The organism is Chitinophaga sancti (genome assembly GCF_034087045.1).
Classification (GTDB): domain Bacteria; phylum Bacteroidota; class Bacteroidia; order Chitinophagales; family Chitinophagaceae; genus Chitinophaga; species Chitinophaga sancti_B.
In genome coordinates this window covers 4,660,402-4,673,392 of the sequence record NZ_CP139247.1, presented here as the reverse complement: position 1 = coordinate 4,673,392, position 12,991 = coordinate 4,660,402, and the positions used below count along the sequence as shown (strand labels likewise).

Sequence of the window (12,991 nt, the reverse complement as noted above, 5' to 3'; positions counted from 1 at the left end):
ACAATGAGGATAAAAAGTTCCGTATGAAAAATTCACTTAAAATATTTCTCATCAGAGGAATTCCGATTGAATTACATTGGACATTTCTGTTATTGATATGCTGGGTATTACTCATGCATGTAGTAGCCAGGGAATCCGCCAGCATAGTATTACTGACGATCGGCGAAATCTTGGCTGTATTTGTATGTGTATTATTGCATGAACTGGGACATACCTTTGCTGCTTTTCACTACAACATCCCTATCAAAAAGATCCAGTTGCTTCCCTTTGGTGGCATCACAATTTTTTCCGGCCAGCCAGGAAATCCGCGTCAGGAAATAATAGTGAGCATGGCAGGACCTTTGGTTAATATCACAATTGCAACCTTATTGATACCATTTCTGCCAGCGGGCACACCTTTCTGGAAATTGGGCACGATTATAACAAGTATTCATAGCGCCAACTTTCCCCATTTCCTGTATAACATCAATATTACGCTGGCAATTATCAACCTGCTTCCCGCATTGCCCCTTGACGGGGGCAAAATGTTAAAAGGATTACTGGGACTTCGCTTTACGCCTTATACAGCGTTCAGAACTTCGCATTTCATAAGCAGGGTTATCAGCCTGATTATGACAATCGCCGGATTACTGACCGGGAACCTGCTACTCATTCTATATGGTTGTTTCTTACTATTATTCTCAGGCATTGAAAAAGATAACTACCTGATCTCATTTCTCCTAAAGGACGAAAGTGTAAATGATGTTATATCCAGGGATTTTAAAACCATAAACGTAAGGGCAACCCCGGAAGAGATCCTTCATACCCTTGGCACGGGCAATGACCGGTACTATGTTCTGACCGACAATGGAAAAATCATCGGCATACTGGACAAAGAAACATTATTATACAAGCTACTGATCAACAGCAAAGAAATAGCCCTGCAGGATCTCGTCATACCTGATCTGTCTGCTGTGAAGGCGGACAGTAAATTAATTGAAATCTGGAATCAGCTACCATCCAAAGCGGATCTGATATTGCCGGTTACTACTTCCAACAATAAATTGATCGGGGTGGTCAGCAGGGATAACATCCTCAGTTCGGTACTTAACCATGCCACGGAAAAACATAAAAAGCCATATGCGCTTGCCTGGACATTTCCATTGCTGCTTTCACTGTTTTCAGTACAGCAAAATGGTCGTTCCGATACTACAGGTTACTATCAGCATGCCATGAGATTATTGCATGACACGCCTACCCTGGCCTGGAAGTATATCCCTACCGCTCCCCTGCCGGGTGCAATACTTCCTTACAAAAGGATTGTTGCATTCTATGGCAACCTGTACTCTGCGAAGATGGGAATATTGGGAGAATTACCGCCGGATAAAATGAAAGCTCAGTTACTCGCTGAAGCAAAAAAATGGGAGCTTGCAGATCCGCTGTTTCGCGTACAACCAGCCCTGCATTACATTGCGATTACAGCACAAAGAAACCCAGGGAAATATAAAAAGTACCGTCTACGGATGCCTGGACAACAAATAGACAGTATTATAAAAATGGCGAGAGAGATAAATGCCATCACCATACTGGATGTGCAGGTAGGCCATAGCTCCCTGCAGGAAGAGCTGGTTACACTGGAAAAATACCTGCAGCTTCCGGATGTTCACCTGGGAATAGATCCTGAATATTCCATGAAGAACAATGCCGTACCCTGTTCAGAAATTGGCTCCTTCGACGCAGCAGATATAAATTTCGCCTGCGATTACCTGAAAACACTCGTACTGAAATACCATCTCCCACCTAAAATACTGGTTATACACCGGTTCACACAAGGTATGATTACCAATTACAGGGAAATACATACCTGTGAACAGGTACAGATAGTCATCAATATGGATGGATTTGGTTTTCCTGCAAAGAAGAAGGATTCCTATAAATATTTCGTAGCGAAAGAACCAGTTCAGTATACAGGTTTTAAGCTGTTTTACAAAAATGATATTACACCCGTCCGGAAGACCATCATGCAGCCGGAGGAAATCCTCAGGTTATATCCAACACCTGTTTACATTCAATATCAATAAACATGGGTTACACGATATTATATATGCTATTATCATACTGCCTGCAATACCAGCAGGTACCTATCCTTTGTTATCATAATATCAATAATACTGATAGTGGTAAAGAAGACCTTTTACATATCAGTGAAAAGCATTTTCAGCAGCAGATGCAATTCCTGTATAATAATGGATATACTGCCATTACACCCGACGAATTATATGCCCACACGAACGGAGGCGCTCCCCTGCCGTCAAAACCAATCATGATCACCTTTGACGACAGCCATGAAACACATTACAGTGTGGCGGTACCGGTATTGAACAAATTTCATTTCAGGGGCGTATTTTTCATTATGACCGTCTGCCTGAATAAAACCGGATGGCTAACCACCAACGAGGTCAGGAAGATGGCGGAGCAGGGGCATATTATCGCCTGTCATACATGGGATCATACTAACCTGGCATTACATCCCTCCTATAGTGTAAAGGAGCAAATGTTAAAACCCAAAGCATATTTAGAAAAAATATCAGGCACATCTGTCTGCTATTTTGCCTTCCCATATGGCGCGTGGAATGAACAGGCTATTAAAGACCTGAAACAAGCTGATTATATCGGCGCCTTCCAGCTGGACAATCATCAGCAATCAACAGATCCCAACTTCACTGTCAGGCGTATTATGGTATCCGGTAAATGGACTACAGACCAATTGAAAGAAACAATAGATAAAGCATTTTAATCTTCCTTAAAAATATACCACAATGGAAAAAGAAGCCAACAAAGTTGTTTTCCTGATCGATGATGATTCAGACGACCAGGAAATTCTGAGAGCTGCTATTCACCAGATAAATCCCGGTATTATGATGGAGGTATTTGAAAATGGAAGAGATTTCATGAACCGTGTAGATATGGATAACTGTCCGGACAAACCATCACTCATCATTCTTGATTACAATATGCCTTTTTATTCGGGTGCTGAGGTATTAAAAAAGCTGAATGAAAGTCATCTTTTGACAGGAATACCTAAAATCATTTGGAGCACCGCCACAGACTATACCACACGGAACGAATGCATCAGCAATGGTGCAACTAACTATTACGAGAAACCTTATAATTACTCAGAATATTTCCAGCTAGCTTCCAATATGCTGGGATATATCATATAAAAAATTATGTCATGAAAGCACTCGTTTACAAGGGCCCCGGCCAGGTAGCCCTTGAGGAAAAAGAAAAACCTGGATTGATTGCATCAACAGATGCTATAGTGAAGGTAATAAAGACAACCATCTGCGGTACAGATCTCCATATATTGAAAGGAGATGTCAAGGAAGTCGCATATGGTACCATACTTGGACATGAAGGGATAGGAATTGTGGAAGAAACAGGGAGCAATGTCAGCAATTTCAAAAAAGGGGACCATGTATTGATCTCCTGTATTACATCCTGTGGCAAGTGTGAATATTGCCGGAAAAGTATGTATTCCCATTGTCAGAATGGCGGCTGGATATTGGGACACCTGATAGATGGGACACAGGCAGAATATGTGAGAATACCTTACGCTGATACAAGCCTGTACCATATCCCCGAAAGCACAAATGAAGAATCCCTGGTCATGTTGAGTGATATCCTGCCTACGGGTTACGAATGCGGGGTACTGAACGGGCAGGTACAACCAGGTACAACTGTGGCAATAGTGGGTGCAGGCCCAATAGGTCTGGCAGCACTTACCACAGCGCAGTTCTTTTCTCCCGCCGCTATCATTATGATTGACCCGGATAGCAACCGGCTGGAGGTAGCTAAAAAGATGGGCGCTACCCATGCGATTAACAATAGCCAGGAAAATGCAGTTGACGCTATTATGGCCCTTACTGAATATGAAGGGGTGGATACAGCCATGGAAGCTGTGGGCATTCCAGCTACATTTGAATTGTGCACACAAATCATACGGCCCGGCGGAAAAATTGCCAATATAGGGGTACATGGTAAGTCCGTATCCCTGGCACTGGAAAATTTATGGTCAAAGAATATCACTATTACGACCCGGCTGGTAGATACCTATACCACGCCAATGCTATTAAAAATAGTTACGAGCAGGAAAATGGATCCGGGGATATTTATAACACACCGGTTTAAATTTTCTGAAATAGAAACTGCATATACCACATTCGGCAATGCTGCAAAAGAAAATGCGCTGAAAGTCATTATTAGCAATGAATTTTAAAAGGGGTGGCATTTTGTTACAATGGTAGGTATTCCCTGATGTATGCTATTAAAACATTTGTATCCTGGGCTTTTTCCTGGAAATGGTCTTCATTCCCCGTTGGTGAATTCCCTCTTTCACGAATGTTTTAATTACATAACTGGTTTAGTTTACTTATATCCAGTAAATAGATCACTCCATGCCTGATATCTATAAGGTGTTCATCCCGGAAATCGGCCAGTGTACGGGCAAAGGATTCTTTTGCCACTCCGGCGATTGCAGCCAGGTTTCCCCTGCTGAATTTTATTCCTACATTACTATCACCTGCCACACTGTACTTATTAAAAACAGAAAGTAAGGTGTCTGCAGCCCTTTTCCTCAATGAATCGTAAGCCACTCTTAAGAGCTGGACCTCTTTTTCCTCAATAGTATGTGCCAACATTTTGATGATCTGTTCCTGGGCATGCTTATTAAGCGAGGTCATCTCTTCGAAGTCACTAATTGGAATAACTGAGAGCATTACCTGGTCTATTGCATGCGCCGAATCGCTGTACCGGGTTTTGTCAAGTATGGGAACAAAGCCGAGGAAATCTCCTTCCCTAAATAGTCCGGTTATAAACTCTTTGCCATCATCATCCACCCTGATGGTTTTTACAAACCCTTTTAAAATAAAATAAAGACAGGAAGGATGGGTCCCTTCCTGGTAAATAATCTGTTTGCTTTTAAAAGTTTTGATATTGCGGTCTTTGATGAGGCCTTTAAAAGGGTCTTCTATCATACTTTCGGTCATTACCCGGGGATCGTTTATAACATGAGGTCTGGTGTAGGCTGATTTCTTCAGCTGGCATTCAATGGCACTTAACAACTCCGACGGATTGAAAGGTTTGGTAATATAATCATCAGCTCCCAAGTCCATGCCTTTTCGAATTTCTGCCCTCTCTGCCCTTGCTGTCAGAAAAATAAAAGGCACGCTGCATGCGGTATCGTTCCTGGATAACATTTGCAGGACTACATATCCATCCAGGATAGGCAATGATAAGTCACAAACAATAAGGTCCGGATGTTGGGTCTCAGCAAGCAATAATCCCTGCCTTCCATCGGCAGCTTCTATAACACTATAATCTGCCATTTCAAGTATCTCGGTGATATTTTCTCTTATAGCCTGATTATCTTCAATGACAAGTATTTTAGCCATAGGGGAATGGAGTTACACAGGTTAAAATGTGGTTAATTGATCAAAAAGGATAGATTAATTTACTAAAAATCAGGCATATATACAAAAAAATAATTAGCAGGATTTTTAATTTTGCTTTCCCCTGTTTAAAAGTAACATTACAGCGACCGCCAGGATAACTGTACAGGGAAATGATGATCCTGCTCCTAAGGGGGCCAGCACTAACAAATAAACGATACCAGCGATCATTGCAATTTTTCTATTATACACAATACCTATACCAATAGCTAGCTGAACGACCATTAACAATATTATATAAAATGTAATATGATTTAAAAATACCTCAGCAACCAGGTATTCATACACAGGCAGGGCTGCCAGTAATTCATAAACATTGTATATATCCGGTTTAAAAATAGCCTGCCATGCATTCACCAGCGCAGCAAACAGGAATAAAAATCCAACAATGATCCTACCGGCTCTCTTATACCAGATACTAATTAATAAAATTAATAATGCCCCGGCATTAGAAACCAGGTATGCCAATGAAAACAAGTTACCTCTCATAATAATGAAGTTAAAATTCCATCAATCTCCCTGCTCAAATCTGCCTGTCATTTCTTCAATTGAGATCCGGTAAACGACTGGGCGGATATTAGCATTAAAATGGCCGTTTTCTTCCTCTCTCACGATTGCCGGACTATGAAGTACCTTTTCTGCTTCGGTAAATTGTAATAACCTGCTCATAAGGTACTTTATTGAATAAAACCTTTCTTTTTCATCAAGTATTTCCTGGTACTGACCCCAAATGATAACGCTCTGCCAGTTGGTAACGCTATTAATCACATCCACCTCAAAACAAACCTGTGGGTTATTACGCATCATATTAATTTTCATCCCTTCTGCAGAATGGGCAATGATGGCCTTTCCATTGTAAGCATAACATACAGGAACCACAAAAATCCTTGAATTGCTGCTGCAACCTATACGCCCCATCATGTTCTGCTGCAGGATGGTTTGCATTTGCTGATCTGATAATTTACCTATCATATACCTGTGTTTATTATCATAAGTTAAGCTGATTCTTTGCGAATAACATTAACATTGGTCATAGGAAGAAATGATAATATTTCATCATCCGGATGAAAATCATAAAAAAAATTCTACTTTAGCGGCAAAGAGAGGATTTGCGCGAATCGCTCGTCTTTAACACATATAAAAGATTGTATTTCAATTAACAAGAAATCATTCGTAATATCTATTGCTTTTTTTCCTCCAAGACAAGCCAGTGTAAAAAAATACCTCACATTTATGAATGTATTTAGTTCTACTCCGGAATTAGATTTGAATGCACTATTCTATCATGCATCTGTTGGGATCCTGGTAACAGATGAAGATGGTTATATTATAAAGGCCAATCCATTTTTATTGAAAATGTTCGGATATGAAAGCCACCAACTGGAGAATCAGAAGATCGAAATTCTCATTCCCCAAAGGTATCATGCCAGCCATACTACCAAACGAAACCATTATATCAAAAACCCTGACCACAGGCAGATGGGGCATGGTGCAGAGTTTGAGGCAATAAAGAAAAACGGGGAAATCTTCTCTGTTGAAGTAAGTCTCAGTCCATATCAGCAGCATGAGAAAAAATATATAACTGCCTTTGTAAACGATATCACCCTGCGCAAAAAAGCAGAGGCAGAATTGCTGGAGGTGAAAGCAAAAGATCTGATTATGGAAGTTAATCTCTCGCGGGAAATACAGCAAAATGAGCTAAAGACCAGGTTTGTCTCGATGGCCTCGCATGAATTCCGGATTCCCCTTAGTGCAATTCTCTCATCATCTTATCTTATAACGCAATATGGACAAAGAGGTAATTTTGATCAACAGGAAAAACATATTAATAAAATTAAAAATGCCGTCAGTTTGTTAACCGGTATCCTGAACAACTTCCTCTCCATTGAAAAAATAGAAGAAGGAAAAATTACGCCCACCATCAAAGAAGTAGCTATTGAAGATTACCTATCTAATATCTGCGAAGAGATCAACCCACTTACCAGCTCCGAACAGCAGATCCTTTACACACATTCAGGAGATGTTATCATATATACTGATCCGGTGCTTCTTAGGCATATTATCACCAATTTGTTGTCAAACGCAGTCAAATTTTCACCTAAGAAAAAGAATGTCTTTATGCAAAGCCAGTGTACAGACGCCGGATTTGAAATTAAGGTGATCGATCAGGGTATAGGTATTCCTGCAGCATCCCAGGCGAATATATTTGACCGTTTTTTCAGAGCATCCAATTCTGGCAACATTCAGGGAACAGGATTGGGGCTAAGTATAATAGCCAGTTATGTAAAATTGTTAAAAGGAACAATTTCTTTTGAAAGTGAAGAAGGAAAAGGAACTACGTTTATTATTAGGTTTGATCGTTTTCAGGAATAATTACCTAAACGCTTAGGACGATCCCGCTACACTCCTCCCTTTAAATTTAAATATGCTATTGCGCAGCACAATTGTCAATTATCCGCTCCTGGCCATAGGATTGTTTAAATATTGACAATAGACAAACCAGTGTCAGGAATGAGCTATATTTACCAGCATTTATACTAACAACTACAATTCTCGTATCCCGCAGTTCCGGAAACAGGTAGGTAAACTGCTTAATAGCATACATAGAATCTGCCCTGCCATCATAAGCAAACACCAACTGTTCAATTCCTGTAAAATTTGCAGGCATTAATACAATGGGGCACTCAGTGGCAAATAAAGTTTCTTCAACCAGACCGGTGGGAATAGTTACATGTATCGCAGAAAAAGCAGTGGCGGGATCAAGCAAAATTAAATCTGCATACCTGCTTTCCAATAAAATTTCCATTAAAGGATCACCTCCATCAACTTGTACGGCACACTGGATGCCCATACTGCCAAATATATTTTTAAGTCGATGACTATTTTTTATAGCAATCGCCCGTCGATACCGCACTGTTTTGTTCAAGTACAATGGCTGTAACTTTAGATCGTGCCAACTTACATATATATCCAACAAACTCCATTGGGGCTGAAAATAATATGATTGGATCACTAACATAAATTATCTTTTTCATAAATCAGGATTTACACACAAAAGCGCCGGCCGTAGCAGGAATACTATTGACCAGCGCCGTAAAAAACACCTAATGAATATGTCTAAACAAAAGTAAATTAAAAAATAAATTCATTCATGAAATGACATTTATCGGTATTATTATCGTTATTAACCGCTGAAAGCAGGCAGAAGATTCTGCCCGCATTACTTTCCTACAAACTGTTACCTTTTGATCAAATAATAATAGATAATGTTATACGGTGATAATAATTCAGGTAAAAGCCTGGAGGAATAATCCTCCCGCCTGCTTGCATTGAATTTGGACCAGCTTGCTGCGTTCATGTAGTAATAAAAATGTTTTACAAATCTACACTATCAACTTTCAATAAAGGTCCATTTTAGCTGGATAAAAAATATTAAGAAGAGTCATAGAAAATATTAACTTTTATCATGTACCAGAAAAACTGACAATTCAATCTTGTGAATGCATCTCTGTTTCCCCGATGCCATAGACAAAAACAGTGATGTCTATGCCAGATTATCGCCACAACCAGGTCGAACCCTTTCTAGCGAAAAAATATTGAGTGACATCTCAACTGCTTTATCCAGGTGGATATCTATCAGATCATAAATTTCATTTATTATGAGCGATAAACATCGGCCATTGCTCTTCCTTTGTCAAAACATCAGCCATACTAGTCCTGAAAAACATTGAAAAAGCGTTTCGCTGATAAGCACCTAGTATAATTAATAATTCCGGTTCCTGTTTCCTGATAAATAAAGGAATTTCCAACTCTGGTTGCCCATATAACGTAATGAACTCTGCGTGGGGCACATGAAGTTGTATTAATTCTCTCACCATTGGACTAAAAGTGATCAACTTCCTGTCTTCAGCAACCTGTACTGCTAATACTTTAAATGGCAGGATACTCAATAAAGGGAATATATAGCAAAACATCTTGAAAGCATAAATGGATACAGGCGATGAATCATAAAGCCAATAAATGCTTTTTATATCAATAAATTTTTTGGGGACTAATAATATGGGGCAATTTGCTCTTGAAAGGATTTCCCTGACAAACCGTGTAGGCGAATCTTCCCAAAACAGATTCATGGTTTCACTGGCATCTATAATAAGTAAATCAGCATATTTGCTTTCTTTTAAAAGGTCAGAAACAGCTGTCAGTTTATCACGATACACCAGGTATTTTACGCCCGCATGCAAACAGGCCGTTTCAAATTTTTCTACAGTAATTTCACGTAATAACTTATCCTTACGCAGCAATTCCCAGCCACCTTCTGTTGTAGGCTGTTCCTCACTATATGACCGGAATATACCCTGACCGGTGTAAATAAAATCTTCAATAAAGATCCCTGTAACAGCCATATCATGCTGCACACCTAACTTTACTGCATATTGCAGGGTACTTTCCGAAAATTTCAGTCCGTTAAAAATGGCTAATAACTTTTTCATAACTTTTGATTTATAAACGCATCATTAATAATTTATGCCGTAGGCACAATATTGCCTTCATAAATCAATATCGTTAAATAAGCCTCGTTTTTCATTGATATCACGCATAAATAAGAATGATATGACCAGGTTCTTTATTGCTTGACTATTAGCAATGGCCACTCTGTATTTACCAACAGCTGCCCAGCCATTCCATTATTGATTTCGGATACTACATCCAAGGGCCTGCTGGCCCATGACAACAACAAATTCCGGCCAAAATGCCCGCGCAAATAAGAAAATAATTTCGAAGAGGAATGACCTATAAAATTCCGAAAAGTAACATCTGATGCATGATCTATGTAAAGTTCCTCAATGAAATGACAACAGGGTAAATTATTGCCAGCTGGGAAAGCCCCATATATCAATACCTCAAGAGGCAGCCTATGGAAAAAAGGCAATAAATATCCCAGCATTTTAAGCGCCTGCAAGCAACCTGGCGATCCATCATATAACCAGGAGACACCTTCAATTACGTGTAATTTTCCGGGCACAAGCAATACCGGACATTCTGCCCGGTAAAAAAGATTCTTTAGGTAATGAGGAGTTAAGCTTTCTTTGTTACGGGAAAATTCACAACTACCTGCAATTATTAGAAGATCTGCATATCTGCTTTCGGACAAAAGTTCATGTATCGCAACGTCACTGTCACGGTGCACTTTAAAATGGATGCCGGCAGTTGTACAGGCCTTTTCAAATCGGCTCAAAGCCGATGCCCGATCATCAGAATCGTTTACAAAAACTTTCCCGCAAAAATTATTCTGAGAATGGTCCGCTGATATTTGAGGGATTTTATTATTAAGATCTTCCAGATAAATTCCACTGATCATGCAGTTATTAATAAGGGCAATACTTATAACCTTTTGTAATAAAATATCTGAAAAATTGAAGCCATCAAAGACAGCTATTATTTTGTTCATTTAGCCACTTTTTAAAATGAGAGATGATCATTTTAACAGATCTCACACCTGAAAATCATATCAAGCACGCACCAAATAAACTAATCTATTTGCAGGTACTAATACCCAGTACAATATTGAAATATTCAAATTTGATAGAAAATTTATAAAGGCAAAATGATATTCATCATAACTATTATAATTTAATGTTCATTTACACATCTTGGTGATCTTACCCATATCAAGGATATAAATGGTGCCGCTCCGGATATCAATTAGATGCTCATCCCTGAATTCTGCTAAAGTTCTGGCCAACGATTCCTTGGCTACCCCTGCAAGTGCAGCGAGATTACTCCGGGAAAATTTTATACCTGCATCAACCTGGCCTGATTGAATATTTTTATTAAAAACTGTAAGTAATGCATCTGCCGTTTTCTTACGCAGCGAATCATAAGCCGATTTAAGTAAATGTTGTTCCTTTTCTTCAATATCGTGTGCAAGTAACTTAATAATTTGATTCCTGAAATTATTATCCACCCCAAGTAGTTCCTGAAAATCATCGTATGGAATTATAGCAAGTTGCACCTCTCCAATCGTCTCTGCATTGTCTGTATATCGCTGTTGATATAATAAAGCCGTAAACCCTAAAAAATCTCCCTCAACACATAGTTCTGTTATTAACTCTTTCCCGTCCTCATCAAAAACATATATTTTTACCATTCCTTTCAGGATATAATAAAAACAGGAGGGATAATTTCCTTCGCGATAAATAACCTGTTTCTTTTTAAAAAACTTTACGTTACGGTCTTTGACAAATTCCTGTAACGTAACTTCGCTTCTATCCGTAGAATTGCCGATTATCAGCATCATTTTTTTCATATCGCCTATTTGCGGCAATCTTCTGCTCGTGACTTTTCGTAACCGACATTCAATCGAACTAAGCAAATCCGAAGGATTAAATGGCTTCGTGATACAATCGTCTGCCCCAAGATCCATTGCCATCCGGATACCTGCCCGATCGGTCCTTGAGGTGAGAAAAATAAATGGAATTCTGCAACAGGCCTCATTGCGGCTTAACATCTGAAGTACAACATAACCATCCAGGATAGGAACCGACAAATCACATAGGATCAGGTCAGGACGCCAGGTCTCAGCCATTAACAAACCTTTTTTTCCATCTTCAGCGACAATGACATTATACCCTGCCAACTCAAGAATTTCAACTAAATTGCCTCTGACAGGTAAATCATCGTCAATTACAAGTATTGTAGACATACAAAAAGATATTATTGAGATTGATTAGTTACTTAATAATCATTAAATAGATTTCAATAGAAACATAAAAGCCTAACACAATCCCTGGGCTAAACACATTGAATTATCCTTTTTATAGGCACAAGCCTTTCCTATGTCATCCAATCGCTGTACGTGGATAGCAAATACGAATATGGGTTCCCATAGTCGAAACGGAGCGTTCTTATGTACGAAGAACGCTACCTACAATTGTTGGAAAAGGTTATGAATGATTATAAAACAATGTTATGTCATCACTAATTAAATAGTAGTAATTCGCAATTTACTTTTGTTTCATTAGAAATAAACTTTCTATTATCAAATGCAAGTAAGCGAATTGCATTTTTTACTGATTTGATGGGAGAAATCGCACATTTTTTCTATGAGAAGCAACATCGTTGGTCTTAATCTAATATATTGTTGCATTCATGACGTGGTACTAAATGTTGTGCTTCTTATTTGTGAAGACAAATATAACAAAAGCTGATGTAAAAATCCTCATTATATTACTAAAAAAATTAAATAACAAGCCTGATCATACCTCATCTTCCCCTGCCTTTATGACTAAAGCAGAACCAAATCCGGATAATACATTGACATGGGTACACCGCTAAAAGTGGATGGAATAATCCACCCGCATGTATTTTTCAAGTCGCTGTATATTATGGTCTTCCTGTACCTTTGCTTTCGCTGCTATATATTTATTTACTTCCTCCGAAGATCATGCCTGTCTGAATGATGTTTATTAACATTTCAGCTGATCCTTTCATTTATAAACAAC

Annotated in this window: 12 protein-coding genes; 5 read left to right on the top strand and 7 right to left on the bottom strand. The window is 39.0% G+C overall.

Translation table 11 applies throughout. The features are described from left to right. Window positions 1–23: 23 nt before the first annotated feature. The 4 genes from SIO70_RS19065 to SIO70_RS19050 are packed head-to-tail and all read left to right on the top strand — an operon-like array spanning window position 24 to window position 4,258. A complete protein-coding gene (locus tag SIO70_RS19065; RefSeq protein ID WP_320573324.1) occupies window positions 24–2,060 on the top strand; it encodes a site-2 protease family protein in 2,037 nt (678 codons plus the stop codon). Between the two features lie 23 nt (window positions 2,061–2,083). Further along, window positions 2,084–2,776 carry a polysaccharide deacetylase family protein gene (locus SIO70_RS19060; RefSeq protein ID WP_320573322.1) on the top strand — a complete coding sequence of 231 codons (693 nt, stop codon included), beginning with the start codon at window positions 2,084–2,086 and terminating at the stop codon, window positions 2,774–2,776. Window positions 2,777–2,798: 22 nt separating this feature from the next. Then, complete coding sequence (locus tag SIO70_RS19055; protein WP_320573320.1) at window positions 2,799–3,203, top strand: response regulator; 405 nt, start codon at window positions 2,799–2,801, stop codon at window positions 3,201–3,203. Between the two features lie 11 nt (window positions 3,204–3,214). Beyond that, a complete protein-coding gene (locus SIO70_RS19050) occupies window positions 3,215–4,258 on the top strand; it encodes a zinc-dependent alcohol dehydrogenase family protein (RefSeq protein ID WP_320573318.1) in 1,044 nt (347 codons plus the stop codon). Window positions 4,259–4,385: 127 nt separating this feature from the next. Here SIO70_RS19050 and SIO70_RS19045 read toward each other — a convergent pair whose 3' ends face one another. From SIO70_RS19045 to SIO70_RS19035, 3 genes are all read right to left on the bottom strand, one after another. Next, on the bottom strand, window positions 4,386–5,432 hold the full coding sequence (locus tag SIO70_RS19045) for a response regulator (protein ID WP_320573316.1): 1,047 nt from the start codon (window positions 5,430–5,432) through the stop codon (window positions 4,386–4,388). A 105-nt stretch (window positions 5,433–5,537) separates the two neighbouring features. Continuing rightward, on the bottom strand, window positions 5,538–5,978 hold the full coding sequence (locus SIO70_RS19040; RefSeq protein WP_320573314.1) for a hypothetical protein: 441 nt from the start codon (window positions 5,976–5,978) through the stop codon (window positions 5,538–5,540). A 21-nt stretch (window positions 5,979–5,999) separates the two neighbouring features. Continuing rightward, window positions 6,000–6,461 (bottom strand): pyridoxamine 5'-phosphate oxidase family protein, encoded by a 462-nt coding sequence (locus tag SIO70_RS19035; protein ID WP_320573312.1) that lies wholly within the window; start codon window positions 6,459–6,461, stop codon window positions 6,000–6,002. Between the two features lie 261 nt (window positions 6,462–6,722). Here SIO70_RS19035 and SIO70_RS19030 point away from each other — a divergent pair, with 261 nt between their 5' ends. Beyond that, a complete protein-coding gene (locus SIO70_RS19030) occupies window positions 6,723–7,862 on the top strand; it encodes a PAS domain-containing sensor histidine kinase (RefSeq protein WP_320573310.1) in 1,140 nt (379 codons plus the stop codon). 55 nt (window positions 7,863–7,917) lie between these two features. On the opposite strand, the gene SIO70_RS19025 is transcribed toward SIO70_RS19030, so the two are convergent. From SIO70_RS19025 to SIO70_RS19010, 4 genes are all read right to left on the bottom strand, one after another. Next, window positions 7,918–8,340: a hypothetical protein gene (locus SIO70_RS19025; protein ID WP_320573308.1), complete on the bottom strand. Its 423-nt coding sequence runs from the start codon at window positions 8,338–8,340 to the stop codon at window positions 7,918–7,920. A 799-nt stretch (window positions 8,341–9,139) separates the two neighbouring features. Beyond that, window positions 9,140–9,979 (bottom strand): hypothetical protein, encoded by an 840-nt coding sequence (locus SIO70_RS19020; protein ID WP_320573306.1) that lies wholly within the window; start codon window positions 9,977–9,979, stop codon window positions 9,140–9,142. 134 nt (window positions 9,980–10,113) lie between these two features. Then, window positions 10,114–10,938, bottom strand: coding sequence for a universal stress protein (locus SIO70_RS19015; protein WP_320573304.1), 825 nt, complete (start codon window positions 10,936–10,938; stop codon window positions 10,114–10,116). Window positions 10,939–11,127: 189 nt separating this feature from the next. Continuing rightward, window positions 11,128–12,192, bottom strand: a complete 1,065-nt coding sequence (locus SIO70_RS19010; protein ID WP_320573303.1) for a response regulator — start codon at window positions 12,190–12,192, stop codon at window positions 11,128–11,130. Window positions 12,193–12,991: the final 799 nt, after the last annotated feature.

Bases quoted from the DNA above. Each gene is read 5' to 3' on its own strand.
- SIO70_RS19065 (WP_320573324.1), top strand. From the start codon at position 24: ATGAAAAATTCACTTAAAATATTTCTCATCAGAGGAATTCCGATTGAA.
- SIO70_RS19060 (WP_320573322.1), top strand. From the start codon at position 2,084: ATGCTATTATCATACTGCCTGCAATACCAGCAGGTACCTATCCTTTGT.
- SIO70_RS19055 (WP_320573320.1), top strand. From the start codon at position 2,799: ATGGAAAAAGAAGCCAACAAAGTTGTTTTCCTGATCGATGATGATTCA.
- SIO70_RS19050 (WP_320573318.1), top strand. From the start codon at position 3,215: ATGAAAGCACTCGTTTACAAGGGCCCCGGCCAGGTAGCCCTTGAGGAA.
- SIO70_RS19045 (WP_320573316.1), bottom strand. From the start codon at position 5,432: ATGGCTAAAATACTTGTCATTGAAGATAATCAGGCTATAAGAGAAAAT.
- SIO70_RS19040 (WP_320573314.1), bottom strand. From the start codon at position 5,978: ATGAGAGGTAACTTGTTTTCATTGGCATACCTGGTTTCTAATGCCGGG.
- SIO70_RS19035 (WP_320573312.1), bottom strand. From the start codon at position 6,461: ATGATAGGTAAATTATCAGATCAGCAAATGCAAACCATCCTGCAGCAG.
- SIO70_RS19030 (WP_320573310.1), top strand. From the start codon at position 6,723: ATGAATGTATTTAGTTCTACTCCGGAATTAGATTTGAATGCACTATTC.
- SIO70_RS19025 (WP_320573308.1), bottom strand. From the start codon at position 8,340: ATGGGCATCCAGTGTGCCGTACAAGTTGATGGAGGTGATCCTTTAATG.
- SIO70_RS19020 (WP_320573306.1), bottom strand. From the start codon at position 9,979: ATGAAAAAGTTATTAGCCATTTTTAACGGACTGAAATTTTCGGAAAGT.
- SIO70_RS19015 (WP_320573304.1), bottom strand. From the start codon at position 10,938: ATGAACAAAATAATAGCTGTCTTTGATGGCTTCAATTTTTCAGATATT.
- SIO70_RS19010 (WP_320573303.1), bottom strand. From the start codon at position 12,192: ATGTCTACAATACTTGTAATTGACGATGATTTACCTGTCAGAGGCAAT.